General features: G+C 50.6%; 23 protein-coding genes. 20 read left to right on the top strand and 3 right to left on the bottom strand.

Annotated features, from left to right (window positions below; genetic code table 11):
* The first annotated feature begins 4 nt into the window (after positions 1-4).
* The 9 genes from NA197_RS12475 to NA197_RS12515 are packed head-to-tail and all read left to right on the top strand — an operon-like array spanning position 5 to position 6,761.
* Complete coding sequence (locus tag NA197_RS12475) at positions 5-355, top strand: phage head closure protein (protein WP_058800911.1); 351 nt, start codon at positions 5-7, stop codon at positions 353-355.
* Entirely contained in the window at positions 352-801 is a 450-nt protein-coding gene (locus NA197_RS12480; RefSeq protein WP_058800907.1) for an HK97-gp10 family putative phage morphogenesis protein, read from the top strand. Before NA197_RS12475 ends, NA197_RS12480 begins: the two co-directional genes overlap by 4 nt.
* Positions 798-1,145 carry a tail completion protein gp17 gene (gene gp17, locus NA197_RS12485; protein ID WP_058800908.1) on the top strand — a complete coding sequence of 116 codons (348 nt, stop codon included), beginning with the start codon at positions 798-800 and terminating at the stop codon, positions 1,143-1,145. Before NA197_RS12480 ends, gp17 begins: the two co-directional genes overlap by 4 nt.
* A gap of 55 nt (positions 1,146-1,200) precedes the next feature.
* On the top strand, positions 1,201-1,905 hold the full coding sequence (locus tag NA197_RS12490; RefSeq protein ID WP_438796693.1) for an immunoglobulin domain-containing protein: 705 nt from the start codon (positions 1,201-1,203) through the stop codon (positions 1,903-1,905).
* Positions 1,906-1,932: 27 nt separating this feature from the next.
* Positions 1,933-2,304, top strand: coding sequence for a phage tail assembly chaperone (locus NA197_RS12495; RefSeq protein WP_001129939.1), 372 nt, complete (start codon positions 1,933-1,935; stop codon positions 2,302-2,304).
* A gap of 11 nt (positions 2,305-2,315) precedes the next feature.
* Positions 2,316-2,606: a phage tail assembly protein T gene (locus NA197_RS12500; RefSeq protein ID WP_001211645.1), complete on the top strand. Its 291-nt coding sequence runs from the start codon at positions 2,316-2,318 to the stop codon at positions 2,604-2,606.
* Between the two features lie 56 nt (positions 2,607-2,662).
* On the top strand, positions 2,663-2,998 hold the full coding sequence (locus tag NA197_RS12505; RefSeq protein ID WP_000404385.1) for a zinc ribbon domain-containing protein: 336 nt from the start codon (positions 2,663-2,665) through the stop codon (positions 2,996-2,998).
* 46 nt (positions 2,999-3,044) lie between these two features.
* Complete coding sequence (locus tag NA197_RS12510) at positions 3,045-6,359, top strand: phage tail tape measure protein (RefSeq protein ID WP_023231014.1); 3,315 nt, start codon at positions 3,045-3,047, stop codon at positions 6,357-6,359.
* A gap of 45 nt (positions 6,360-6,404) precedes the next feature.
* Entirely contained in the window at positions 6,405-6,761 is a 357-nt protein-coding gene (locus NA197_RS12515) for a hypothetical protein (RefSeq protein ID WP_052921015.1), read from the top strand.
* On the opposite strand, the gene NA197_RS12520 is transcribed toward NA197_RS12515, so the two are convergent.
* Positions 6,729-6,950: a hypothetical protein gene (locus NA197_RS12520; RefSeq protein ID WP_088730722.1), complete on the bottom strand. Its 222-nt coding sequence runs from the start codon at positions 6,948-6,950 to the stop codon at positions 6,729-6,731. The two genes, NA197_RS12515 and NA197_RS12520, sit on opposite strands and share 33 nt — an antisense overlap.
* Before the next feature lie 162 nt (positions 6,951-7,112).
* On the opposite strand from NA197_RS12520, the gene NA197_RS12525 reads away from it, so the two are divergent.
* Genes NA197_RS12525 through NA197_RS12550 form a run of 6 tightly spaced genes read left to right on the top strand, consistent with a single transcriptional unit; the run spans position 7,113 to position 13,524 of the window.
* Complete coding sequence (locus tag NA197_RS12525; protein ID WP_000729325.1) at positions 7,113-7,706, top strand: hypothetical protein; 594 nt, start codon at positions 7,113-7,115, stop codon at positions 7,704-7,706.
* The gene (locus tag NA197_RS12530; RefSeq protein WP_000967282.1) at positions 7,706-8,290 is read left to right on the top strand and encodes a hypothetical protein; all 585 of its coding nucleotides are present in this window, start codon (positions 7,706-7,708) and stop codon (positions 8,288-8,290) included. The genes NA197_RS12525 and NA197_RS12530 overlap by 1 nt, the downstream gene beginning before the upstream one ends.
* A gap of 6 nt (positions 8,291-8,296) precedes the next feature.
* The gene (locus NA197_RS12535; protein ID WP_000682267.1) at positions 8,297-8,695 is read left to right on the top strand and encodes a DUF6950 family protein; all 399 of its coding nucleotides are present in this window, start codon (positions 8,297-8,299) and stop codon (positions 8,693-8,695) included.
* On the top strand, positions 8,695-11,415 hold the full coding sequence (locus NA197_RS12540; RefSeq protein ID WP_001110473.1) for a phage tail tip protein J-related protein: 2,721 nt from the start codon (positions 8,695-8,697) through the stop codon (positions 11,413-11,415). The genes NA197_RS12535 and NA197_RS12540 overlap by 1 nt, the downstream gene beginning before the upstream one ends.
* Before the next feature lie 8 nt (positions 11,416-11,423).
* Entirely contained in the window at positions 11,424-12,383 is a 960-nt protein-coding gene (locus NA197_RS12545; RefSeq protein WP_001113925.1) for a DUF6453 family protein, read from the top strand.
* 10 nt (positions 12,384-12,393) lie between these two features.
* A complete protein-coding gene (locus NA197_RS12550; RefSeq protein WP_371062088.1) occupies positions 12,394-13,524 on the top strand; it encodes a tail fiber domain-containing protein in 1,131 nt (376 codons plus the stop codon).
* 206 nt (positions 13,525-13,730) lie between these two features.
* On the opposite strand, the gene NA197_RS12555 is transcribed toward NA197_RS12550, so the two are convergent.
* Positions 13,731-13,937 (bottom strand): DinI-like family protein, encoded by a 207-nt coding sequence (locus NA197_RS12555; protein ID WP_000497440.1) that lies wholly within the window; start codon positions 13,935-13,937, stop codon positions 13,731-13,733.
* A gap of 426 nt (positions 13,938-14,363) precedes the next feature.
* Here NA197_RS12555 and pepN point away from each other — a divergent pair, with 426 nt between their 5' ends.
* The 3 genes from pepN to zapC all read left to right on the top strand — a co-directional run bounded on the left by pepN (position 14,364) and on the right by zapC (position 18,902).
* Entirely contained in the window at positions 14,364-16,976 is a 2,613-nt protein-coding gene (gene pepN / locus NA197_RS12560; protein WP_023241234.1) for an aminopeptidase N, read from the top strand.
* A gap of 207 nt (positions 16,977-17,183) precedes the next feature.
* On the top strand, positions 17,184-18,194 hold the full coding sequence (gene pyrD, locus NA197_RS12565) for a quinone-dependent dihydroorotate dehydrogenase (protein ID WP_000291723.1): 1,011 nt from the start codon (positions 17,184-17,186) through the stop codon (positions 18,192-18,194).
* A 165-nt stretch (positions 18,195-18,359) separates the two neighbouring features.
* Positions 18,360-18,902, top strand: a complete 543-nt coding sequence (gene zapC, locus NA197_RS12570) for a cell division protein ZapC (RefSeq protein ID WP_001220671.1) — start codon at positions 18,360-18,362, stop codon at positions 18,900-18,902.
* Here the strand turns inward: zapC and NA197_RS12575 are convergent.
* Entirely contained in the window at positions 18,899-20,008 is a 1,110-nt protein-coding gene (locus NA197_RS12575; protein WP_000224075.1) for a YcbX family protein, read from the bottom strand. The genes zapC and NA197_RS12575 overlap by 4 nt on opposite strands.
* A 98-nt stretch (positions 20,009-20,106) precedes the next feature.
* Here NA197_RS12575 and rlmKL point away from each other — a divergent pair, with 98 nt between their 5' ends.
* Complete coding sequence (gene rlmKL, locus NA197_RS12580; RefSeq protein ID WP_064043054.1) at positions 20,107-22,215, top strand: bifunctional 23S rRNA (guanine(2069)-N(7))-methyltransferase RlmK/23S rRNA (guanine(2445)-N(2))-methyltransferase RlmL; 2,109 nt, start codon at positions 20,107-20,109, stop codon at positions 22,213-22,215.
* A 12-nt stretch (positions 22,216-22,227) separates the two neighbouring features.
* Entirely contained in the window at positions 22,228-24,135 is a 1,908-nt protein-coding gene (locus tag NA197_RS12585; protein ID WP_058116386.1) for an ABC transporter ATP-binding protein, read from the top strand.
* The last annotated feature ends 4 nt before the right edge of the window (positions 24,136-24,139 follow it).

The following is a 24,139-nucleotide window of genomic DNA, read 5'->3' on the forward strand; positions in this document are numbered from 1 at the left end:
CATCATGGCTATATCCGCTGGTAAGCTCATACAAATTCTAATGATACAAAACCCCGTACATATACGTGACGATTCAGGACAGCCCGTTGAAACATGGGAAGATGGGGAAACCATCCGCGCAGATATTAGGGGACGGAGCGGAAGAGAATTAATGTCTGCCGGTGCCGAAATTGCTCAGGCTGATGTCAGGGTATGGGTTCGCGGAAAATCGGGAAAAACTATAACAGCGGCATCCAGGCTAAAGGTTCAGAGTGGGCCATACCGAGGCAAAACTCTTAACGTTATAGGCCCGCCCATCCCCGATGAAAAGGGGGAACGCCTGGAGATATTGTGCAAGCTGGGAGCTGAAAAATGATTGAGACGAGCCTCGATTTTTCCGGGTTGAATGACATAGCAAAAGACCTGGAGTTACTTAGCCGCGCTGAAAACAACAAGGTTTTGCGTGATGCCACGCGCGCCGGGGCAGAAGTTCTAAAGGAAGAAGTGATCGCACGTGCACCGGTACGCACCGGAAAACTGAAAAAAAACGTGGTGGTGGTGACCCAAAAAAGCCGCCGCCGCGGGGAGATTTCTTCCGGCGTCCATATTCGTGGCGTTAACCCGCGCACCGGTAACAGCGATAACACGATGAAGGCGAATAACCCGAGAAACGCCTTTTACTGGCGATTCGTTGAAATGGGAACGGCCAACATGCCGCCACATCCTTTCATTCGTCCCGCGTTTGACGTCCGCCAGGAGCAGGCGACAGAGGTCGCGATCAGGCGCATGAACCAGGCCATTGACGAGGCATTAAGCAAATGACGGAAGACGATCTCTATCCTCTGCTGGCACCGCTGGCCGGAGGGCAGGTTTATCCCTACGTTGCACCGCTCGGCAGTGACGGGAAGCCTTCAGTCTCGCCGCCCTGGGTAATTTTCTCGATTATTACCGACGTGGCCGCAGACGTTCTCTGCGGCCAGGCAGAGTCATCTGTTTCGGTGCAGGTCGATGTCTATTCCAGCACCATCACAGAAGCGCGTACGATCATGAATCTGGCACTTGACGCCCTGCAGGTGCTGAAGCCTGCAGGTATTGTGAAAACAACTGGCTATGAGCCTGATCTGCGCTATCACCGAGCGACGCTCGAATTTCAGGTCACTGTCTGATCGAACCTAAACCATCCCACCCGCTACGGCGGGTTTTTTATTTCAGGAGACAGTCATGTCCTCACTTTATGAAAAATCACAGGGCACGAAGATTCAGATTACCTCTGCCCCTGTAACGTCAGAAACGGCAGATGATGCTTCCTACCTTGATCTTCAGTGCACGATTAAAGAGGTGCAGTTCACTGGTGGTCAGAAACAGGATATTGACGTTACGACCCTGTGCTCTACTGAGCAGGAAAATATTAACGGACTGGGTGCGCAGTCAGAAATCTCTCTGTCAGGTAACTTTTATTCAAACCCTGCACAGGATGCTCTGCGTGAAGCCTATGACAACGACACCACATACGGTTTCAAAATCATTTTCCCTTCAGGGATCGGCTTCCAGTTCCTGGCTGAAGTTCGCCAGCACACCTGGTCATCAGGTACAAACAGCGTTGTGGCTGCAACGTTCTCGCTACGTCTGAAAGGTAAGCCAACGAAAATTGATAACGCGCTGCGCCTTACCACCGATCTGCCTGATACCAAATCCGTAACATCTGGATCAGCTTTATCACTGACGGTAGTGGCAGCGGGAGGAACCACACCTTATTCCTACGTATGGAAGAAGGGCGGTAGCGCAGTTAGTGGGGAGACGACTGCAACGTTCAACAAGGCAAACACTGCCTCAGGTGATGCCGGTGATTATGTTTGTGAGGTTACTGACGCCTCCACGCCTGCCGGAAAAGTTACCTCATCAACCTGCACAGTAACGGTGGCATAACTCATCTTCTTTAATCAGGGATAAAAAATGGCTAAGAGTCTTAAAGAACTGGCACTGTCCAGAGCGTCAGCATTTCGTCATACTGATGTTACTGTTCCGGAATGGGATGGTGTGAAGGTTGTCCTTCGGGAACCATCAGCAGAAGCATGGTTGCACTGGCAGGACGTGATTAAACCTGGTGATACTGATGGTGAGTTGTCCGTGTCAGAACGTGCGAACCGCAATCTCCGCGCAGATGTCACACTGTTTATTGATGTTTTGTTTGACGAACAGGGTGAACCGGTATTCAGCAAAAATGATTTTGCCGATGTTGAAGCGGTGTATGGCCCTGTTCATGCGCGGTTGCTGCGCCAGGCTCTTAATCTGACCACTGACCCGAAGGAAGCTGAGGGAAAGTAGCACAGCCCGGCATGCGGTTTCTGATGTCGCTTGCGCTCCGCATGGGGCGCACGCTATCAGAGCTTCGGGATACCATGTCTGCCAGTGAGCTCAGGCTCTGGGCTGAATTTGATAAACACAGCCCAATAGGTGATATCCGGGGAGACATTCAGGCGGCGCAGATTGCAACGGCTGTGTTCAATTCCCAAGGTGCAAAAGCCACGATGAGCGACATGCTGCTGCGCTGGCAGCGTGATCCTGATGAAGAAGGTGCAGACCCGTTTGCCGGGCTTGAGGCGGCGCTTACAGCTGCGACGCAGTGACATTTAGCCCAGAAAATATTAGGATTTGTTCGACTAATTATTCTGGGACCAAAAATATGGAAATTTTACTTGTTTCAATTGTCATCGGCTTAATTCCGGCCTTGATTGCTCATAGCAAAGGCCGCTCTTTCTTTGCCTGGTGGGTGTATGGTGCCCTCTTGTTTATTATTGCTTTCGTGCATTCTCTTGTAATAAAGAAGGATGTTGCTGCTGAAGAAAAAGACTTAATTGAAAACGAGGGTATGAAGAAATGTCCGTTCTGTGCTGAGATAATCAAAAGCGAAGCCATTAAATGTAAACACTGCGGCAGTGATTTGGCAGCTGGATCACCTCCACCTAAAACTGATGAAGAATACCTTGAAGAGGCCAGACAAAAGGTCTGGAAACAATAAAAATAAAACCGCTTCGGCGGTTTTTTTACGTCTGGAGCTTGGATAAATGGCAACCTTACGCGAATTAATAATCAAAATTTCTGCTAATTCTCAATCTTTCCAGACGGAGATATCACGCGCCTCTCGAATGGGGCAGGACTATTATCGGTCTATGCAAAATGGCGGACGACAGGCTGCTGCTGCGTCGCGTGAAACACAGCGAGCTCTGGCGGAGGTTACCAATCAGATTAACACAGCAAAGGCATCTGCTCTTGGGCTGGCAGGGGCATTTGCAGGAGCGTTTGCAACAGGTCACCTTATTTCACTTGCGGACGAATGGAGTTCCGTGAACGCCAGACTGAAGCAGGCATCCCAGTCTAACGATGATTTTATTGCTTCTCAGCGTGCTCTGATGGAGATCAGCCAGCGCACAGGTACGACTTTTTCAGACAATGCCAGTTTGTTTGCGCGTTCCGCTGCCTCAATGCGTGAATACGGTTATTCCTCCGAAGAGGTTTTAAAGGTTACCGAAGCGATTTCTACAGGATTAAAACTTTCAGGAGCCAACACTGCAGAGGCAAGTTCAGTTATCACCCAGTTCAGCCAGGCTCTTGCTCAAGGTGTTTTGCGTGGCGAAGAATTTAACTCCGTAAACGAGAATGGGGATCGTGTTATTCGTGCGCTCGCAACTGGAATGGGCGTCGCGCGAAAAGACCTTAAAGCAATGGCTGATCAAGGCCAGCTTACTTCTGACAAGGTGGTACCGGCATTAATTAGCCAGCTTGGTACGCTGAGAGATGAGTTCGGCTCCATGCCTCAGACAGTTTCTGCTGCCTCTACGAAGATAGAAAATGCTTTCATGGCATGGGTTGGCGGGGCTAACGAAGCTACAGGAACAACGAAGGTATTAACCGGTGCGCTTAATAGTGTTGCTGACAATATTGATACTGTAGCAATGGCTGCTGGTGCGCTAGCGGCTGTCGGTACAGCTCGCTGGCTTGGTGGAATGGCCACTGGTGCAGCATCTGCGACGGCTGAGTTGTTAAATGCTGCAAAAAGCGAGGTGTCATTGGCTGAAGCCCAGCTCAGGGGAACCCAGATTTCTACAGCAAGAGCCAGGGCGGCTGTATATCGTGCCCAACAAGCACTGATTGCAGCTCGTGGTACAGATGCCCAAGCAGCTGCCGAGAAAAGATTATCCGCAGCTCAGGAATCATTAACAAGAAATATTCAAGCCAGAACAGCAGCACAAACAACGCTCAATAATGTGAGCGCTGCTGGGTCAAGATTGATCAGTGGTGCACTTGGATTGGTGGGCGGAATACCCGGTTTGGTCCTGCTTGGAGCTGGTGCATGGTACACCATGTATCAGAATCAAGAACAAGCCAGACGTTCAGCACAGGAATATGCAAACACTCTAGAAGAAGTTCGCGCTAAGACTAAATCCATGTCTCTGCCTGAGGTTTCTGATAATGAAACAAAGACCCGGCAGGCTCTGGATGAACAAAACAGGCTTGTTGATGAGCAAGCCCAAAAAGTAAGGCAACTAAAGAAAGAGATTGCCGGTTATCAGCATATGCTGGCAAATCCTGGGGTAACTGTAGGTGGTTATATGATTAACCATCTGAAAAGTATTGATGACGCCACACGTGAACTTTCAAACGCAACGAGTTCTTTAGTTGTTGAGCAGGAGCGTTTGGCTCAGATGCAGGCAAAATCTGAGTCTATACAGGAGGTTCTTGAAGGTATTGAGCATCGACGGATCGCCTTGATTCGACAGCAAGCGGCAGAGCAAAACAGCGCATATCAATCATTATTGGTGATGAATGGACAGCATACAGAATTTAACCGCCTGTTGAGTCTAGGTAATAGCCTGCTCATGGCTAGGCAGGGCCTTGTAAATGCCCCGATGCGTCTTCCTCAGGCTGAGCTTAATACCAGTCAAAGCGATGCATTAAATAAAAGTCGCCGCGATCTAAAATTATCGAAATTAAAAGGAGAAGCAAAAGAGCGTGCACGTTTAGCTTACGCGGCTGACGATTTAGGGTTTGTTGCGGATGATCCGCGTTATCAAACTAGTCGTAACGAATTTATTAATAATGGTTTGGCTGAGTGGCGTAACAATGAAGCCAGTAAACCTCAGAAGAAAGGCCCTAAATCTGACGCTGAAAAAACAGTTGATACGTATGACAAGCTGATCAAGCAGCAGAAAGAGCAAATCGCTCTGGCTGGTCAGAATACCGAACTGGCAAAACTGAAATATCAGGTTAGTCAGGGTGAACTTACTTCCCTCACAGAAGCGCAAAAACAAACCCTGTTGCAGAATGCCGCGTTGATTGATCAGCAGAAAATCCGCGAACAATTAGCGGCGTATGAAGCCAACCTCGCTGACTCAAACGCCAGCGCGCGAGCATCTAACCAGGCAGAACTTACCGGGTATGGACAGGGAAGCCGAATGCGTGAACGTATGCAGGAAATGCTACGCATCCGGGAGGAATTTCAGCAGAAGAACGTTGATCTTCAGCGGCAGTACCAGTCAGGTGATATTTCTGAAGACCTATACCGTCAGGAACTGGATCTGAATAAGCGTTATCTCGCTGAGCGCCTGCGCGATCAGCAAGGTTTCTATGCTGCTTCTGATGCTCAGAGAAGTGACTGGGCGGATGGCATGCGTGAAGGATTCGCTAACTGGGCTGACACCGCCTCGGACTATGCCTCTCAGTCTGCTGACCTGGTAAACAATGCCATGACCGGACTGGTGGGAAATATTTCTGATGCGCTGGCCGGTAATAAGGTCGACTGGGAGGACTGGGCCAGTTCTGTGCTTCAGTCTATGCAGAAAATTATCCTCAATGCGATGCTGGTGGATTCTTTGCGCTCAACCAGTAACAGCGGTTTTTTCAGTTCAATCGGCGGTATGTTTGGGGCGGGCGCAGGCGCTGTATCTGGCAGTACTCCGTCCGGCGCTTACAACTCAGCAGCGTCAGGACTTCAACTTAACGCAAAAGGTGGCGCCTATGCTTCTGCAAGCCTCAGCGCATACAGTAACAGCATCGTCAGTTCGCCTACCTATTTTGCCTTCGCCAAAGGCGCAGGCTTGATGGGGGAAGCTGGGCCGGAAGCTATTATGCCGTTAACCCGCTCCGCTGACGGATCGTTAGGAGTTCGTGTGGTTGGTTCACAGTCTCCGGCAGCCGGAAATGGCATCACTCAGCACATCACCCAGCATTTCACCATATCCGGTAATGGTGATGCAGCACTGAAACAGGCAATGCTGGAAGCAGCCCGGCTGGGGGCGAACGATGGCGCTAAACAGGCGCGTCAGGATTTGCTTCAGGATTTTTCTAATCTAGGGCAGGCGCGTCGTTTGTTAGGCGTGTGATGGACTGCATCATTAATTTAATTAGCCGAAAGGAGGGAGATAATTATGACTTTAGAACAACGAGTTGAGCCACTTGAATTTACAGTAGGGTTTCCGGAAGAGAATGGAGTAAGAATTTCCTTCGGAGAAAATTTACGCATGTCATCGACACAACGCATTGGCAGTAATGTGTCGGTGAAAATTGGCAAAGAAACCTTAGCTACTATCCAGTACAGCGAAGACTTAACGCCAGAACTTACGCTTGAAGGGTACAATCAGCGGGCGAAAGAGCATGCTGAAAAAATGGTCTCGAAGATTTTTGAAGCGGCCCAAAATCAGGCCGCATTTGATTCAAATGTTAATGCTGCATTAGATAACGCAAAGCAAAATTTAATTTCCAATACCAGACAATTTCAGAGCTAAAGCTTTAGTTCTGGATATTGTATCAGCGAGTTCAGACGGAGCATTTTTTTCAGCTAACTCCCATCTCTTTTTTGTGTTGCTTTGAAAAGCAGATAGTTGTTCAGGCGTGAGCACACTTATTAGTTCTCTAACGACCGACTCAAGAGCATCAGTTCGGTCAAGGCTTCTTTTTAATACTTCAATATCCATTTTAATCCTTTCTTAGAGGTAATCAGCCATCCCTCCTTTTTTGAGTGCGCCAGTGTCCAACCACTGGCGGGCTGAACCACACACTTTAACCAGGGTTAATGTCCCGTAACACCCTGACAAATGATCAGTATCGCCGTTGCGCGTATTTATCCAGGAGCATTTATGGCTGCACTTGAATGGCCGGAAGATGTCTGTCCGGCGTCTTTGACGTGGCGACCAGAAAGCAATACCAAAACTTTTCGTTCCCCCTTCAATGGCTCATCGCAGACAGCTCGCTTCCCCGGCACCCGCTGGGTATGTTCCCTGACCTTTAATAACCTGACAGATGAAAAATCCAGGCGCATTGATGCTCTGGTGGCTTCCCTCGATGGCGAGTATGGCAGGGTAAAAGTTCGCGACTGGGGGAGAAGTGGTAGAGCACCTGCTGGAGCGCCTGTTATTGATGGCGCTAATCAGACCGGAACCCAGATCCAGAGTAAGGGCTGGACGCCGGGAGCAGTGGTGCTCAGACAGGGCGATTATTTCACTGTTAATGACGAGCTGAAGATGGTTACGGCCGACGTGACGAGCGCAGCGAACGGTACCGCAATGATTGTATTTGCCCCGATGTTGCGTAGTTCGCCGCCTGCTAATGCAGCCATTGAAGTCGCGAAACCCTACGGCATTTTCAAACTGAAGGATAACCAGCAGGGTGCCGGTAACCGAGTGCCGGGTGTTTTTACCAGTTACACGCTGGAGCTTGAGGAGGCATTCTAATGCTGTATTCCCCCTTTTCTGATTCGATGGTGGACTGGTTATCCCGCGACAGGGTGACGGCCGCGATCGCCGCCAATATTCAGTTTGAATCCGGTACCGTCTATGTGCATTCCGGTACCGGGACACTGATTCTTGGTGGTTATGTCTATTACGGCATGGGCCGTATGGGTTCTGTTGATGATGCCAGTGAAACCAGCACGACCAGCCCCACGCAGGTCAAAATGACCCTCTCAGGGCTGGATATGGCTCTCTTTGCCACCATGCTGAATGAGCGATGTGTGGGCAGAAATGCCGAAATCTATCTGGTGGCCATGGATGATAACGGTGTTGTCCAGGTTGCCGATCTCCTGTTTAAAGGGCGGGTATCCAGTACGGGGGCGACCGCTGGCGGTAAGAACGCCCTGCAGTACACCATCAGTAATATTTTTGAAGACTGGCAGCGTCCTTTCCCTGATCGCTATACCGATGAATCGCAGCAGGCCGCTTATCCCGGCGACCGTATATTCCGGTATGTGGCGCAGATGGCTGAACGATCGATTTATTGGGGCAGTAAAAAAGATGCACCAGGATTTATCTATAAGTGAGGAAGCATGAAGCATCCGGACTGGCATAACAGATTAATCACCGTAATAAGAGCCGCTGAGAAGCGGCCATTTTTATGGGGCAGTCATGACTGCTGCCTGTTCGCTGCGGACTGCGTTCAGGCCATGTGCGGCGAAGATTTTGCGGAAGGCTGGCGCGGAACGTATGACAGCGAAATGGGAGCAAAAAAGGCGATTCTTCGCGGTGGCGGCTCACTTGAAAAAGTGTTTGCTCGATATCTCGATGAAGTACCGGTGAAGCTGGCGCAGCGAGGGGATATTGCCATTGTTGAAAATTCCGGGGCGCGGTGTGCCGGAGTGGTGTATTCCGGCGTTGTATGGGTTCCGGGAGAAAATGGTCTTGTCCGACTGCGGGTTAAACCGCTGAGTGTCTGGAGGGTACGTTAATGCCTGCTGCTGTTCCTATTGTTGCCACCATTGCCGCAGGTGTGGCAGCGGCAAATGAAATGTATGCCATTGCGATGGTTATCACCGTCGCCGCACAGATTGCCACTCAGGCGCTGACCAAGACCCCGTCGCTGAATTCCTACCGTGATACGTCTGAACGCAAACAGGTTCTGCGCGCTGCGGCCAGTGCCAAAACCGTTGTTTACGGTCGCTCAACGTCGGCGGGCACTTTGTTCTTTTCCGAAGAGCAGGCTGGCGAACAGGATGATGGCGAAATGCTGCATCTGGCCATTGCCCTGGCGGGACACCCGTTATCAGGTGTACAGACTGTCTGGTTGGGTGACGAACCGATCAGTAGCTATCCTGAGCATGCCTTTTTCGAGGTGCACACCAACCGACAGACGGCGGATCCTTACATGCTGGAAAACTGCCCGTCATGGAAAGAAGATATGATCGGGAAAGGGATCACCTGGCTGCGCGTATCCCTGAAATTCAATGCCGAAAAATTCCCGGCAGGTATCCCTAACATCAAGGTAGAAAAGCAGGGGCGGGCTATTTATGACCCGCGTACCGGGTTAACGGGTTACAGCAATAATGCGGCGCTGGTTATCCTGGACTATTACCGCAATTACCTGAAAGTTCCTGACACCGATATTCTCTGGGACCAGTTTAAGGAAGCGGCGAATATCTGTGATGAGGATGTGATTACTGGCGGCAATACTGTTGAGAAGCGCTATACCATCAACGGTGAGTTCGATCTCAGTGAAAACAAAGTCAGTATTCTGGAAGGGATGCTGGCAGCGTGCGCCGGGGATGTAACGTATACAGCTGGCAAACATGGCCTTCTGGTCGGGGCGTATTACGGACCAGCTACCGAAGTGATCACTGAAAGCCAGTTGGCCGGTGATATCGAAATCATGCCGGAAGTCTCTCAGGCGGAACGCGTTAACACCATCAAGGGGACGTTTGTTGATCCGCAACAGGGGTATACCGAAGCTGATTTCCCCTCTGTGTCTGTCGGTGAATGGGTGACGGAAGACGGAGTAGAAATATCGCAGGATATGAAGCTGCGATTTGTGACCTCTGAATTTCAGGCCCAGCGTCTGGCAGACGTGAAGTTAAAGCGCACTCGCATCGCCAGGACGATGAACGTAACGTTAAATCTGAGTGGGTACCGTTATCGCCCTGGAATGTATGTGAAGGTGAATTTCCCGTCTATCGGTATCGTGAATGTTGAGATGCGGGTAACTGACTGGAAGTTCGGCGTTCAGAATGGCGTCCAACTGACACTGAAGCAGGAAACAGCAGATGTCTGGGGCGATGTCATCGGTAAACCGATCGAGCGACCACCGTTTACTCAGTTGCCATCAGGCGGCGTGGCGCAGCCGCAGAACCTGAAATACACCGTGGAGGAAATTGGTCAGGTCGTACAGGGGATTTTGTCATGGCAGAACATCGGACAGGTGGTCTACAACAAAGTGATCATTCGTCGCAATGGCCAGATGGTCATGTCCGTCCAGGTCCCCGGGACGTTCACGCGTCTTAACGGATTACCAAAAGATACCTATACCGCTCATGTTATTGCTGTTAACCAGATGGGGGCAGAATCGCCGGAAGGTTATCTGGAGTTCAGCATTGAAGCGCCTCCGCCGCCATCGCACGTCGATATTGAGCAGGGGTTCTTTGCAGTCACGATGATCCCCAGACTTGCGGCCATAACCAACGTTTCCACGCAGTTTGATTTCTGGACGTCAGGGGAGGCAAAACTCCCCGATACATCCACTTCAACTGTTGAGGGAAATGCCAGCAGAGAGGGAGTTGGTACCACATGGACCAGCAATCAGTTACAGGCAGGTCACACCTATTACTGGTACATCAGGACGATTAACGCTTTCGGTGCATCAGCATTCGTTGAAGTGCCGGCATTATGCTCGATGGATACCGGTGAATTGATGGACCTTATTGATGACGGCATCCAAAAATCAGATGCATTCCAGAATGTTAAAGATGGGGTCGATACCAACCTCGAAGGAATTATGGAAAATTCGCTGGCGAACCACGGTACTGTTGAGCACCAGTATCAGCAGTACGGTGAGGTACGTGCCGATATCCTGGTCGTGAAAACCACGGTAGCGACTGCTGAGCAGGGACTTGCTGACCTGTCCACATATGTTCAGGCGCAGATTGGCCCTGAAGGTAGCCTTACATCAGCCGTTAACCAGAAGATGACAGCTGAGGTAAATAGTGATGGGACTGCAAAAGCCTCTTACACACTCAATATGGGGATTGTCAGGAACGGTGTGAAATATAACACCGGATTCGGCATGTCTATCGAGCCATCGGGGAATAGCTATAAATCTACCGTTGTATTTGCCGCGGAACAGTTCGGCATTTATTCCGGTAATAACCCCGGCAACTGGCAGGCTGCATTCTTCGTCTATAACGGACAGGTATTTATTCGTAGCGCATTAATTCAGGAAGCATCCATCGATTTTGCGAAAATTACCGATTCACTTCAGTCTGCAAACTTTATCCCCGGTGGTGGTGGACGCGGATGGAATTTACCAAAATCTGGTAGCCCAGAATTCCATGGGAAACTCTATGCCGACAGCGGTGAATTTGCATTTAACGGAGTGAATAACGTTACTCGCATTGACGGCAATGGGATCACAGTAAATCTCTCAGGAGGTGGTCGTGTTGTTGTTGGACGATGGACATAAGGTGAAATATGCCGGAAGGAATACTGATAGATTATAACGATGGCCGTCCTGCGATGGCGATTACAGCGGGGCTCCGTGCCCCGTCATTCTGCACAAGTTTTGCTGGTTACGGTACGGGGGCAAACCAGTTTCAGGTTAATACTCCATTAACGTCAGGCTCCACAGTTTTTGTTTTACCGACACGTCCGGTTGACGTTCAGGAGTTCGCAGACAATCAGACATGGATAGTTTTACCGATATATATGACATCCGTTACAAGAAACGGAGACAACGGTGTGACTGTTAACGGTACAAACAGGGGAAACTACCAGCGAATACCAAACTGGGCAGGAACTGTATTTGAAATTCTCCCTGCTGCTACTTACAACGAAGGACTTCTCGTTTCCAACTCTACTGATTTCACTGCAATTTCGAATCAGGCAAGATTAATGACATGTGCTTATGTTGGCACGGTGACAGTCAACGGCTCGATGGCGCTTCCCGTATCAGGAATACCATTCGGGAAGTGGGATAACAATAATGTGTCTGTAGGATTTGACGGAGCAAATATTATTGTAAGAGACATCAATTACTCAGGACGGGATGATGTTTCCGCATCTGTAACAATGGAACTGGTAATTTTCAATAATACCGCGCCTGTAGCCGGTGATGGCATTACCATGACTAATTCGGCTGGGCAGGTGACATTTTCAACAGTGAAGCGCCCATTTGTATATGACCAGCAGCTAACGGTAACAGACAATAATCAATACATAGGTGATAAATATTGCCAGATAGTATTTACAGGTGCGCAGTCAAGACGAGTGGATGGATATTTTAATATAAGGAAAAAGGGCGTGGTAATGTCAGGTGGAAGCATCCGGTCAGCGTATAATCAGGTTGTTGGTAATTACAATGACAACAGATTTGATATGACATTTAATCAAAATATCAATATGCCAATTCTTGTCCTTCCGGATATGTATTGAGGAAATATTCATGTCAGCAGGAACCTTAACTCTTACCAATGACACAGATGCTGTTACTGGCAGCGGCACAGCGTTTACAGCAGAACTTGCTGCTGGCGATTTTATTGTCGTAACTGTCGGCGGCATCCCTTATACACTTCCGGTTAAAGCAGTAAATAACAATACATCACTGACGCTGGTTAGTGTTTACACAGGCCCGACACAATCCGGCGCTGCGTGGTCTGCCGTGCCTCGTGTTGCTTTGAACATGGTCACGGCTGCCTTGGTGGCTCAAAGCGCTGAGGCATTGCGAGGACTGAATTACGATAAGCAGAACTGGCAGCAATTTTTCACTGCGGACGGTGATGTAACCATTACGCTTCCTGATACCAGCCAGACAACGGGGCCGTCAGCGAAAAAGTTAATCAACAGCGTCAGTGACAAGGCTAAAAAAGGGAACAACTCAGATATTACCAGCCTTACAGGACTGACAACGCCGTTAAGTGTTGCTCAAGGTGGGACGGGAGGAGCAACCCCTGCGGATGCGGCAAATAATATTGGCCTTGGTCAAAAAAGCAGCCCTTTTTTTTCGCAGTTAAACATTTCTACAACAGGGTTCGCAATTATTGGAGTGCAGAATACCTCTCGAGGCGCAACAGATGTTGGTGCTCGTGTCTCTATTGAAGCTTCAGTTGCTGCCAATTCGAGAGGATCAATAATACAAAAAAATAACCAGAATACCCCCGAAAACCAGATAGAGTCACTTCTGCCGTCATCGCCGGGAGTTCTTGCCGTACAGGGGACGTCCGGAAGGGAATACAAAAAGGATATAGAGGATGCAGACACCTGCGAAGCAATGCGGCGCATTATGGGGCTGCGTATGGTTAATTTCGTGTATAAGGACGATGAACTGGCGCGTGTCCGTTTCGGGATTATTGCAGAAGAAGCTGAAGATGTGGCACCACAATATGTCAAGCACAACCAATTTCCGGTACCTGGCAGTCAGGTTTACAATGAAGAAGGCCAGCTTGTCAACCAGCAGTATGCAGACCGTCCGTCTATAGACAACAACCCAATTGTAATGGATTTGCTAGGATGCATTCAGAACCTGCAAGCGCAAATTACAGAACTGAAACTTACTATAGCTGCTTTACAAAAATAAAAATCACCTGAATTGGCAGGTTACCTGCTTCCGGGATTGAATTTCTTGCAAGGGAAAATTGACTGGTTGAGATGTGAATTGATGCCGCAACAACGCCGTATGCAGGAGCATGATTGCGGCTGACTGGCGATCGTTCGATAGTGCGAGTATTGAATGGTTGCCAGTCGCGGCGGATTCTACTGGTTAAGAATGACTAATTAATGTGTTTAATCTGAAACCAGGCATCTGTTCAACTTTTCGTGATCGCTTTTGTTGGCATCACTATTCAAGCAGTTTGCCTGCATCGGCTTCACCCTCACTTCGGCATCAGGGAAAATCTGGTGCACCTGCTTCGTCAGTTCGGCCAGAATGATCTCGCTGGCCCCTTCGAGTCCTTCAACATTACGCTTGTCATAAACCAGTTCTACGAACATACGTGTTTCGCTAATAACTGTTTGTATATACAGTATTTTTGCTTTGGCGGTTTTGTCTGTCAAGGCATGAACCACTTGTTTTTAAATTTTGGGGAACATACTGCGGGCGTGTTTGTTATCGATTTTCCCTGCAGGGCTGATGGGGTCTGGCGTTGACTAAAATTATGTGTGGGGCATGGATGGGGCAAAAGTGGTCTGTGAAGTTCGTTAAAGTTCGTTAATCAAGCTTCATCTCGATCTCGCTCATCCCTTGTTTAAAGCGCTCCTGGACGATCTTTATCGATTTTAAAAACTATGAGTACATATTATAAAAATGTAGCAAATAGGCCGTTTGTGCCTGAAAAGATGAACATTCTGCGTAGCGCGATTTGCGCAACAGGAATAGACTGGAGTCGACACTCTACACAAAGATGCGAAAGGTTTTTTATGACACAACAGCCACAAGCCAAATACCGCCATGACTATCGCGCGCCGGATTACCAGATTACTGATATTGACTTGACCTTTGACCTCGATGCCGAAAAAACCGTGGTCACCGCAATAAGCCAGGCTGTTCGTCATAGCGCGCCTGATGCGCCTCTTCGCCTTGATGGGGAAGATTTAACGCTGGTATCTATCCACGTCAACGATGCGCCGTGGACAGCATATAAGGAAGAAGAGGGCGCGCTTATCATCAGCGACCTGCCAGAGCGTTTTACGTTACGCATTGTCAACGAGATAAGTCCGGCGGCGAATACGGCGCTGGAAGGATTGTACCAGTCCGGCGATGCGCTCTGTACCCAGTGTGAAGCGGAGGGCTTCCGCCATATTACCTGGTATCTTGACCGCCCGGACGTACTGGCGCGATTTACCACCAAAATTATTGCCGATAAAAGCAAATATCCGTTCCTGCTTTCCAATGGCAACCGTGTTGCGCAGGGTGAACTGGAGAATGGCCGTCACTGGGTTCAGTGGCAAGATCCGTTCCCGAAACCGTGTTATCTGTTTGCGCTGGTGGCCGGTGATTTTGACGTGCTGCGCGATACCTTTACCACCCGCTCCGGGCGTGAAGTCGCATTAGAACTGTACGTTGACCGTGGCAATCTGGATCGCGCGCCGTGGGCAATGACTTCGCTGAAAAATTCCATGAAATGGGATGAAACGCGTTTTGGGCTCGAATATGACCTCGACATCTATATGATTGTCGCGGTGGATTTCTTTAATATGGGCGCGATGGAGAATAAAGGTCTCAATATCTTTAACTCCAAATACGTGCTGGCGCGAACCGATACCGCGACGGATAAAGATTATCTCGATATTGAGCGCGTGATAGGTCATGAGTATTTCCACAACTGGACCGGCAACCGCGTCACCTGCCGCGACTGGTTCCAGTTGAGCCTGAAAGAGGGGCTAACCGTGTTCCGCGATCAGGAGTTTAGCTCTGATTTGGGGTCACGCGCGGTGAACCGCATCAGTAACGTGCGTACCATGCGCGGTTTACAATTCGCGGAAGACGCCAGCCCGATGGCGCATCCTATCCGCCCGGATAAAGTAATCGAAATGAATAACTTCTACACCCTCACCGTTTATGAAAAGGGTGCGGAAGTCATTCGCATGATCCACACGTTGCTGGGTGAGGAAAATTTCCAGAAGGGGATGCAGCTTTATTTTGAGCGCCATGACGGCAGCGCCGCGACGTGTGATGACTTCGTACAGGCGATGGAAGATGCTTCTAATGTCGATTTGTCCCATTTCCGCCGCTGGTACAGTCAGTCCGGCACGCCGATTGTAACGGTAAAAGATGATTATAATCCGGAAACCGAGCAGTACACGTTGACCATCAGCCAGCGCACTCCGGCGACGGCGGATCAGGCGGAGAAGCAGCCGCTGCATATTCCATTCGCCATCGAACTGTACGATAACGAAGGCAACGTCATTCCGTTGCAAAAAGGCGGTCACCCGGTCAACGCCGTGCTGAACGTCACGCAGGCGGAGCAGACATTTACCTTCGATAATGTTTACTTCCAGCCTGTTCCGGCCTTGCTGTGCGAGTTTTCAGCGCCGGTGAAACTGGAATATAAATGGAGCGATCAGCAGTTGACGTTCCTGATGCGCCATGCGCGCAATGATTTCTCCCGTTGGGATGCGGCGCAAAGCCTGCTGGCCACATACATTAAACTGAATGTGGCGCGTCATCAGCAGGGGCAACCGCTATCGCTTCCGGTGCATGTCGCTGATGCGTTCCGCGCAGTACTGTTGGATGAGAAAATCGATCCGGCGTTGGCCGCAGAAATTTTAACGCTGCCTTCGGCCAATGAAATTGCGGAGCTGTTTGAGGTCATTGACCCGATCGCCATTGCGCAAGTTCGTGAAGCGCTAACGCGTACGCTGGCGGCAGAACTGGCGGATGAGTTCCTGGCTATCTATAACGCCAATCATCTGGATGAGTATCGTGTTGATCACGGCGATATCGGTAAGCGCACGCTGCGCAATGCTTGCCTGCGCTTCCTGGCGTTCGGCGAGACGGAGCTGGCTAATACGCTGGTCAGCAAACAGTATCGCGACGCCAATAATATGACCGATGCGCTGGCGGCCCTGTCTGCTGCGGTGGCGGCGCAGTTGCCGTGCCGCGATACGCTGATGCAGGAGTATGACGATAAGTGGCATCAGGACGGCCTGGTGATGGATAAATGGTTTATCCTGCAATCCACAAGCCCGGCGGAAAATGTACTGGAAACCGTACGCGGCCTGCTCAAACACCGTTCTTTCAGTATGAGCAACCCGAACCGCATCCGTTCATTAATTGGCGCGTTTGCTGGCAGCAACCCGGCGGCGTTCCATGCGCAAGACGGTAGTGGATACCAGTTCCTGGTCGAGATGCTGACCGATCTGAATAGCCGTAACCCGCAGGTAGCATCTCGCCTCATTGAACCGCTGATTCGTCTGAAACGTTATGATGATAAGCGTCAGGAGAAAATGCGCGCGGCGCTGGAGCAGTTAAAAGGACTGGAGAATCTTTCCGGCGATCTGTACGAGAAGATAACTAAAGCGTTAGCCTGACAGTATCCGTTATAAAGAGGTAAGACATGCCCGGTAAGCGTTAGCGCTGCCGGGTATTTTTTTGCCGGACGATGACGCTCGCTGGCGAAACGTGAAGTGAGAATGAAGGAAAACGATTGCTATTTATTGCCGTAGGTCAATTCCCTTTTGCCTTGTTATCGCCCATAATACGCCCCCGGTTTGCACACCGGGAATCCAGGAGAGTTCATGTACTATCCCTTCGTTCGTAAAGCCCTTTTCCAGCTCGATCCAGAGCGCGCTCATGAATTTACATTTCAACAATTACGCCGCATTACAGGTACGCCGCTGGAAGCGCTGGTGCGCCAGAAAGTACCGACAAAGCCGGTTACCTGCATGGGACTTACCTTTAAAAATCCACTGGGGTTGGCTGCCGGTCTGGATAAAGACGGGGAGTGCATCGACGCGTTAGGCGCGATGGGGTTTGGCTCCCTGGAAATCGGCACCGTGACGCCGCGCCCACAGCCGGGTAACGATAAGCCGCGTCTTTTTCGTCTGGTGGATGCTGAAGGTCTCATCAATCGGATGGGCTTTAATAATCTGGGCGTCGATAACCTGGTCGAGAATGTTAAAAAAGCCCATTTTGATGGTATTCTGGGAATTAACATCGGTAAAAATAAAGATACACCTGTCGAAAATGGCAAAGATGACTACCTGATTTGTATGGAAAAAGTCTATGCTTATGCGGGTTATATCGCCATTAATATTTCTTCGCCGAATACGCCAGGGCTACGTACGCTCCAGTATGGCGATGCGCTGGACGATCTGTTAACTGCCATTAAAAATAAGCAAAACGATCTTCAGGCGATCCACCATAAATATGTGCCGGTGGCAGTAAAGATCGCGCCGGATCTTTGTGAAGAAGAATTGATCCAGGTTGCCGATAGCCTGCTTCGTCATAATATTGATGGGGTGATTGCGACAAATACCACCCTCGATCGTTCTCTGGTACAAGGAATGAAAAATTGCCAGCAAACGGGGGGATTAAGTGGCCGGCCATTACAATTAAAAAGCACAGAAATTATTCGCCGTTTATCCCAGGAGTTAAAGGGACAATTGCCTATTATCGGCGTCGGCGGCATTGACTCAGTTATCGCCGCGCGCGAGAAGATAGCGGCAGGAGCTACGCTGGTACAAATTTATTCCGGCTTTATTTTTAAAGGCCCGCCATTGATTAAAGAAATCGTAACGCACATCTAAACTTTAGCCTTTATCAGACAACCAGGGCTTTATTTCCGGCGCTGGTTGTTTTATATTTCTCCACTGTTGCTTATTTAGACATTTTAGGCTTTTATTATTGGGGTAATAAACGAAGCGGCAAAAGGACAATGCTGTTACGAGTTGCTTAAAAGCGGGAGAGAGGTAATGCGAATTAAACCTGACGATAACTGGCGCTGGTATTATGATGAAGAGCACGATCGTATGATGCTCGATCTCGCCAATGGTATGCTTTTTCGCTCGCGCTTCTCTCGTAAAATGCTTACGCCGGACGCGTTTTGCCCGACCGGTTTTTGTGTGGATGACGCTGCGCTCTATTTTTCCTTTGAAGAAAAATGCCGGGATTTCGAATTAACCAAAGAGCAACGCGCGGAGCTGGTGTTGAATGCGCTGGTGGCGATTCGCTATCTCAAACCGCAGATGCCAAAAAGCTGGCATTTTGTGGCGCATGGCGAAATGTGGACCCCAGGAACGGGCGATGCCGCAAGCGTCTGGTTAAGCGATACGGCGGAACAGGTTAATTTGCTGGTCGTTGAGCCGGGAGAAAATGCCGCGTTGTGTCTGCTGGCACAGCCAGGCGTGGTGATAGCAGGCCGAACCATGCAGCTTGGCGATGCGATTAAAATTATGAACGACAGGCTGAAACCGCAGGTTCACTGTCACAGTTTCAGCCTTGAACAAGCGGTTTAATTTTCCAGTCGTAACGCGGTCTTAGGCACGCAGCTACAGCTCAGAATCGTACCATCGTCACCCATAGCCGATTTTTTCAGCGGACTTACTTCGCCTTCCAGCAAACGTATCCGGCAGCAACCACAGATACCAGCCCGGCAAGAATACGGAATACGAATCCCCTGATTCTCCAACTGTTCCAGTAGTACCTGTTGATTATTCCCGCAGAAGGTTTGCCCCTGCCAGTCGATGGTTACACTCCCGTCCGGGTGTTTCTCTGGCGTAACGCTGTCGTCGACCGTTGTGGCGCCATAAGCTTTTGCCGGCGCTGTCGCCAGTATCTCCACCTCATCGCCGACGCGAATGACGCCGCTATTGCGGGCAATCAGATTCTGACCGAAATCCACATCGCCATTGTCCTGGGCGGTACGAAAAGCTTGCAGTGTCGCCAGCGGTTCGCCGGAAGGATGTTTTTGCCCCTTTTCAGGGCTGACGGTCGTAAAAATACAGCGGCTACAGGGCTTCACGACGTCAAAAATCACATCGCCAATGCGAAGCACTTTCCAGCTATCTTCCTCCCAGGCCGCTACGCCGGAAACCACTAAGTTTGGGCGAAATTGTTCCATTTGTACGCCTGCCGGACAGCGCTGTTGCAGATCGCGCAGCGAGGCTTCGTTGGTCAATAAATACGGGTAGCCATCGGCAAATCCCAGCGGCACCGCGTTATGTCGTTTAACCCGGCGCGTCAACTGCGGCCCAACCCAGCGCAACTGGACATCGCGGGAGAAAAAGCCGCTCAACCATTGATTAATCGCCGTCGGGGCGACGCGAGCGGTAAAATGGTTTCCCCAGACCTCGGTCGGCGCATCCTGCGGGGTGAAATCCGTAAAGCGAACCAGCGCGCTACTGCCGTCTGGCGCGGTCAAATGGAGGCCGTCGTGTAAGGGAGAGGGGGTAAAACGTACCATTTGTGGAAACTGGCGGGCGGTAATAAATGTGCCGTCAGGCTCGGTCACCATGAAGATGCGATCAAAAGCCAGGCCGCTGATATCTGCCAGCGCATGAGTGAGGCCAATGCCGCGCATGGATTTGACCGGATGAATAAAAAGCCGTGATAACGTCGCCACCGTACAGTCCCTCAAATGAAAATAAGCCTTCAACTTTATGACATGGGCGTGAGATTAGCTATAATGCGCAACAATTTTCTTAGCGTAAAAGTGACAATATGAATTCTCTGTTTGCCAGTACGGCCCGCGGGCTGGAAGAGCTGTTAAAAACTGAACTGGAAAAACTGGGCGCCGTAGGGTGTCAGGTTGTTCAGGGTGGGGTCCATTTTCAGGGCGACACGCGGCTTATTTACCAGAGCCTGATGTGGAGCCGCCTGGCCTCGCGTATTATCCTGCCGATGGGTGAGTGCAAGGTCTACAGCGATCTCGATCTTTACCTCGGCGTTCAGGCGATAAACTGGACAGAGATTTTTAATCCTGGCGCGACGTTTGCGGTGCATTTCAGTGGCCTGAACGACACCATCCGTAATAGTCAGTATGGCGCGATGAAAGTTAAAGACGCGATTGTCGATGCGTTTACGCGGAAAAATCTTCCGCGTCCAAATGTGGACCGCGAATCGCCGGACCTCCGTATTAACGTCTGGCTGAATAAAGAAACTGCCAGCATTGCGCTGGATCTCAGTGGTGATGGCCTGCACCTGCGCGGTTATCGCGATCGCACCGGGCTGGCGCCAATTAAAGAGACGCTGGCGGCAGCGATTGTTATGCGTTCCGGCTGGCAACCCGGTACGCCGCTGCTCGACCCTATGTGTGGTTCGGGGACACTGTTGATTGAGGCCGCGATGTGGGCGACCGATCGCGCGCCGGGACTGCACCGTGGTCACTGGGGATTTAGCGGCTGGGCGCAGCATGACGAAACTATCTGGCAGGAAGTGAAAGCCGAAGCGCAGACCCGGGCGCGTAAGGGACTGGCGGAGTATTCCTCTCATTTCTACGGTTCCGACAGCGATGCGCGCGTCATTGAGCGGGCGCGCAGCAACGCCCGTCGCGCCGGTATCGGCGAGCTTATCACCTTTGAAGTGAAAGATGTGGCGCAACTGAGTAATCCATTGCCGAAAGGCCCGTATGGTACGGTGATCAGTAACCCGCCTTACGGCGAACGTCTGGACAGCGAACCGGCGCTGATTGCGTTGCACAGCCTGCTGGGCCGTACCATGAAAAATCAGTTTGGCGGCTGGAACCTGTCGCTGTTCAGCGCTTCGCCCGATCTGCTGGGCAGCCTGCAATTACGTGCCGACAAACAGTTTAAAGCCAAGAATGGCCCGCTGGACTGTGTGCAGAAAAACTATCATATTGCGGAAACCACGGCGGACAGTAAACCGGCGACGGTGGCGGAAGATTACGCTAATCGCCTGCGTAAAAATCTTAAAAAGCTGGAGAAATGGGCGCGCCAGGAAGGGATTGAATGCTATCGCTTGTATGATGCCGACCTGCCGGAATATAACGTGGCGGTAGACCGTTACGGCGACTGGGCGGTGATTCAGGAATATGCGCCGCCGAAAACGGTGGATGCGCAAAAAGCGCGGCAACGTCTGTTCGATATTATTGCGGCAACCTTGTCAGTGCTCGGTATTCCGCCGAATAAACTGGTGTTAAAAACCCGCGAACGGCAAAAAGGAAAAAACCAGTATCAGAAAATGAGCGAGAAGGGCGAGTTCCTTGAGGTCAGCGAATATAATGCGTGCTTATGGGTAAATCTGACGGATTATCTCGACACCGGTCTGTTCCTCGATCACCGTATTGCCCGCAGAATGCTGGGAGAAATGAGCAAAGGCAAAGATTTCCTGAATCTCTTTTCTTATACCGGCAGCGCCAGCGTACATGCGGGTCTGGGCGGCGCGCGCAGCACCACAACGGTGGATATGTCCCGCACCTATCTGGAGTGGGCCGAACGTAATTTGCGTCTGAACGGACTGAGCGGCCGCGCGCATCGCCTGATTCAGGCCGACTGCCTGGGCTGGCTGCGCGAGGCGAATGAACAGTTCGATTTGATCTTTATCGATCCGCCGACGTTCTCTAACTCAAAACGTATGGAAGAGTCGTTTGATGTTCAGCGCGATCATGTCGCGTTAATGAAAGATTTAAAACGCCTGCTGCGTAAAGGCGGCACCATCATGTTCTCAAATAATAAGCGCGGATTCCGTATGGATCTGGAAGGGCTGGCGGAACTGGGGCTTACCGCACAAGAAATTACGCAAAAAACGCTCTCCCCGGATTTTGCCCGTAACCGTCAGATTCATAACTGCTGGCTGATCCGCGCCGCCTGAAAGGAAAAGTAAATGTCATTAATCAGTATGCATGGCGCATGGCTGTCGTTCAGCGACGCGCCGCTTCTCGATAACGCAGAGTTGCATATCGAAGATAACGAACGCGTCTGTCTGGTGGGGCGTAACGGCGCCGGGAAATCCACCTTGATGAAGATCCTCAACCGCGAACAGGGTCTGGACGATGGGCGTATTATTTATGAGCAGGATCTGATCGTCGCGCGTCTGCAACAGGACCCGCCCCGTAATATTGCGGGCAGCGTCTATGACTTTGTCGCCGAAGGTATCGAAGAACAAGCGGAATACCTCAAGCGCTATCATGAGATTTCCCGTCTGGTGATGACCGATCCCAGCGAGAAAAACCTCAATGAAATGGCGCGCGTACAGGAACAGCTCGATCATCATAATCTTTGGCAGCTGGAAAACCGTATTAATGAAGTGCTGGCGCAGCTTGGACTCGATCCTAACGCCGCGCTGTCGTCGCTCTCCGGCGGCTGGCTGCGTAAAGCCGCGCTGGGTCGGGCGCTGGTCAGCAATCCGCGCGTATTGTTACTGGATGAACCGACTAACCATCTGGATATCGAAACTATCGATTGGCTGGAAGGGTTTCTGAAAACCTTTAACGGAACGATTATTTTTATCTCTCACGATCGTTCGTTTATTCGCAATATGGCAACCCGCATTGTCGATCTCGATCGTGGCAAACTGGTCACCTATCCGGGAAATTACGATCAATACCTGCTGGAGAAAGAAGAAGCGCTGCGCGTAGAAGAATTACAAAACGCGGAATTTGATCGCAAACTGGCGCAGGAAGAAGTCTGGATTCGCCAGGGTATCAAGGCGCGCCGCACCCGTAATGAAGGGCGCGTGCGGGCGTTAAAAGCGATGCGTCGTGAACGCAGCGAGCGCCGGGAAGTGATGGGCACGGCGAAGATGCAGGTCGAAGAAGCGACGCGCTCCGGTAAAATCGTTTTTGAGATGGAAAATGTCGATTACCAGGTAGAAGGAAAACAACTGGTAAAAGATTTCTCCGCTCAGGTACAGCGCGGTGACAAGATTGCGTTAATTGGCCCGAACGGCTGCGGTAAAACCACGCTACTGAAACTGATGCTGGGACAGCTTCAGGCTGACAGCGGGCGCATCCACGTAGGAACGAAGCTGGAAGTCGCCTACTTCGATCAGCATCGCGCCGAACTGGACCCGGAAAAAACCGTGATGGATAACCTGGCGGAAGGCAAGCAGGAGGTGATGGTAAACGGTAAGCCGCGCCATGTACTGGGCTATTTGCAGGACTTCCTGTTTCACCCCAAACGGGCGATGACGCCCGTCCGCGCGCTTTCCGGCGGCGAACGTAACCGTCTGCTGCTGGCGCGACTGTTCCTCAAGCCGAGCAATCTTTTAATTCTCGATGAACCAACGAACGATCTTGACGTCGAAACGCTGGAACTATTAGAAGAATTAATTGATGGCTATCAGGGCACGGTACTACTGGTCAGCCACGATCGGCAATTTGTCGATAATACCGTGACGGAATGCTGGATTTTCGAGGGCAGCGGCAAAATCGGACGTTATATTGGCGGCTACCATGATGCGCGCGCGCAGCAAGAGCAGCATCTGGCGACGAAACAGCCAGTGGCGAAAAAAAATGAGGAAGTTATTGCCCCTAAAGCAGAAATTGTAAAACGTGGCAGTAGCAAACTAAGCTATAAACTGCAGCGCGAGCTGGAGCAGTTACCCGGTCAGCTTGAAGACCTGGAAGCGAAGCTGGAAGCGCTACAGGCGCAGGTTGCGGATGCGGCCTTTTTTAGCCAACCCCATGAGCAAACGCAGAAAGTTCTGGCCGATTTAAGTCAGACGGAGCAAGAACTTGAGCAAGCCTTCGAACGTTGGGAGTATCTTGAAGGCCTGAAAAACGGGGCATAACGAA

The organism is Salmonella sp. NW884 (assembly GCF_051700745.1).
Taxonomy (GTDB): domain Bacteria; phylum Pseudomonadota; class Gammaproteobacteria; order Enterobacterales; family Enterobacteriaceae; genus Salmonella; species Salmonella enterica.

What these genes read in the sequence shown, in the direction of transcription:
- NA197_RS12555 (WP_000497440.1), bottom strand. Translation starts at nt 13,937, where the DNA reads ATGTTCGTAGAACTGGTTTATGACAAGCGTAATGTTGAAGGACTCGAA.
- NA197_RS12510 (WP_023231014.1), top strand. Translation starts at nt 3,045, where the DNA reads ATGGCAACCTTACGCGAATTAATAATCAAAATTTCTGCTAATTCTCAA.
- NA197_RS12520 (WP_088730722.1), bottom strand. Translation starts at nt 6,950, where the DNA reads ATGGATATTGAAGTATTAAAAAGAAGCCTTGACCGAACTGATGCTCTT.
- NA197_RS12480 (WP_058800907.1), top strand. Translation starts at nt 352, where the DNA reads ATGATTGAGACGAGCCTCGATTTTTCCGGGTTGAATGACATAGCAAAA.
- NA197_RS12500 (WP_001211645.1), top strand. Translation starts at nt 2,316, where the DNA reads ATGCGGTTTCTGATGTCGCTTGCGCTCCGCATGGGGCGCACGCTATCA.
- NA197_RS12545 (WP_001113925.1), top strand. Translation starts at nt 11,424, where the DNA reads ATGCCGGAAGGAATACTGATAGATTATAACGATGGCCGTCCTGCGATG.
- pepN (WP_023241234.1), top strand. Translation starts at nt 14,364, where the DNA reads ATGACACAACAGCCACAAGCCAAATACCGCCATGACTATCGCGCGCCG.
- NA197_RS12495 (WP_001129939.1), top strand. Translation starts at nt 1,933, where the DNA reads ATGGCTAAGAGTCTTAAAGAACTGGCACTGTCCAGAGCGTCAGCATTT.
- NA197_RS12540 (WP_001110473.1), top strand. Translation starts at nt 8,695, where the DNA reads ATGCCTGCTGCTGTTCCTATTGTTGCCACCATTGCCGCAGGTGTGGCA.
- zapC (WP_001220671.1), top strand. Translation starts at nt 18,360, where the DNA reads ATGCGAATTAAACCTGACGATAACTGGCGCTGGTATTATGATGAAGAG.
- NA197_RS12505 (WP_000404385.1), top strand. Translation starts at nt 2,663, where the DNA reads ATGGAAATTTTACTTGTTTCAATTGTCATCGGCTTAATTCCGGCCTTG.
- NA197_RS12490 (WP_438796693.1), top strand. Translation starts at nt 1,201, where the DNA reads ATGTCCTCACTTTATGAAAAATCACAGGGCACGAAGATTCAGATTACC.
- NA197_RS12515 (WP_052921015.1), top strand. Translation starts at nt 6,405, where the DNA reads ATGACTTTAGAACAACGAGTTGAGCCACTTGAATTTACAGTAGGGTTT.
- NA197_RS12550 (WP_371062088.1), top strand. Translation starts at nt 12,394, where the DNA reads ATGTCAGCAGGAACCTTAACTCTTACCAATGACACAGATGCTGTTACT.
- NA197_RS12530 (WP_000967282.1), top strand. Translation starts at nt 7,706, where the DNA reads ATGCTGTATTCCCCCTTTTCTGATTCGATGGTGGACTGGTTATCCCGC.
- rlmKL (WP_064043054.1), top strand. Translation starts at nt 20,107, where the DNA reads ATGAATTCTCTGTTTGCCAGTACGGCCCGCGGGCTGGAAGAGCTGTTA.
- NA197_RS12475 (WP_058800911.1), top strand. Translation starts at nt 5, where the DNA reads ATGGCTATATCCGCTGGTAAGCTCATACAAATTCTAATGATACAAAAC.
- gp17 (WP_058800908.1), top strand. Translation starts at nt 798, where the DNA reads ATGACGGAAGACGATCTCTATCCTCTGCTGGCACCGCTGGCCGGAGGG.
- pyrD (WP_000291723.1), top strand. Translation starts at nt 17,184, where the DNA reads ATGTACTATCCCTTCGTTCGTAAAGCCCTTTTCCAGCTCGATCCAGAG.
- NA197_RS12585 (WP_058116386.1), top strand. Translation starts at nt 22,228, where the DNA reads ATGTCATTAATCAGTATGCATGGCGCATGGCTGTCGTTCAGCGACGCG.
- NA197_RS12535 (WP_000682267.1), top strand. Translation starts at nt 8,297, where the DNA reads ATGAAGCATCCGGACTGGCATAACAGATTAATCACCGTAATAAGAGCC.
- NA197_RS12525 (WP_000729325.1), top strand. Translation starts at nt 7,113, where the DNA reads ATGGCTGCACTTGAATGGCCGGAAGATGTCTGTCCGGCGTCTTTGACG.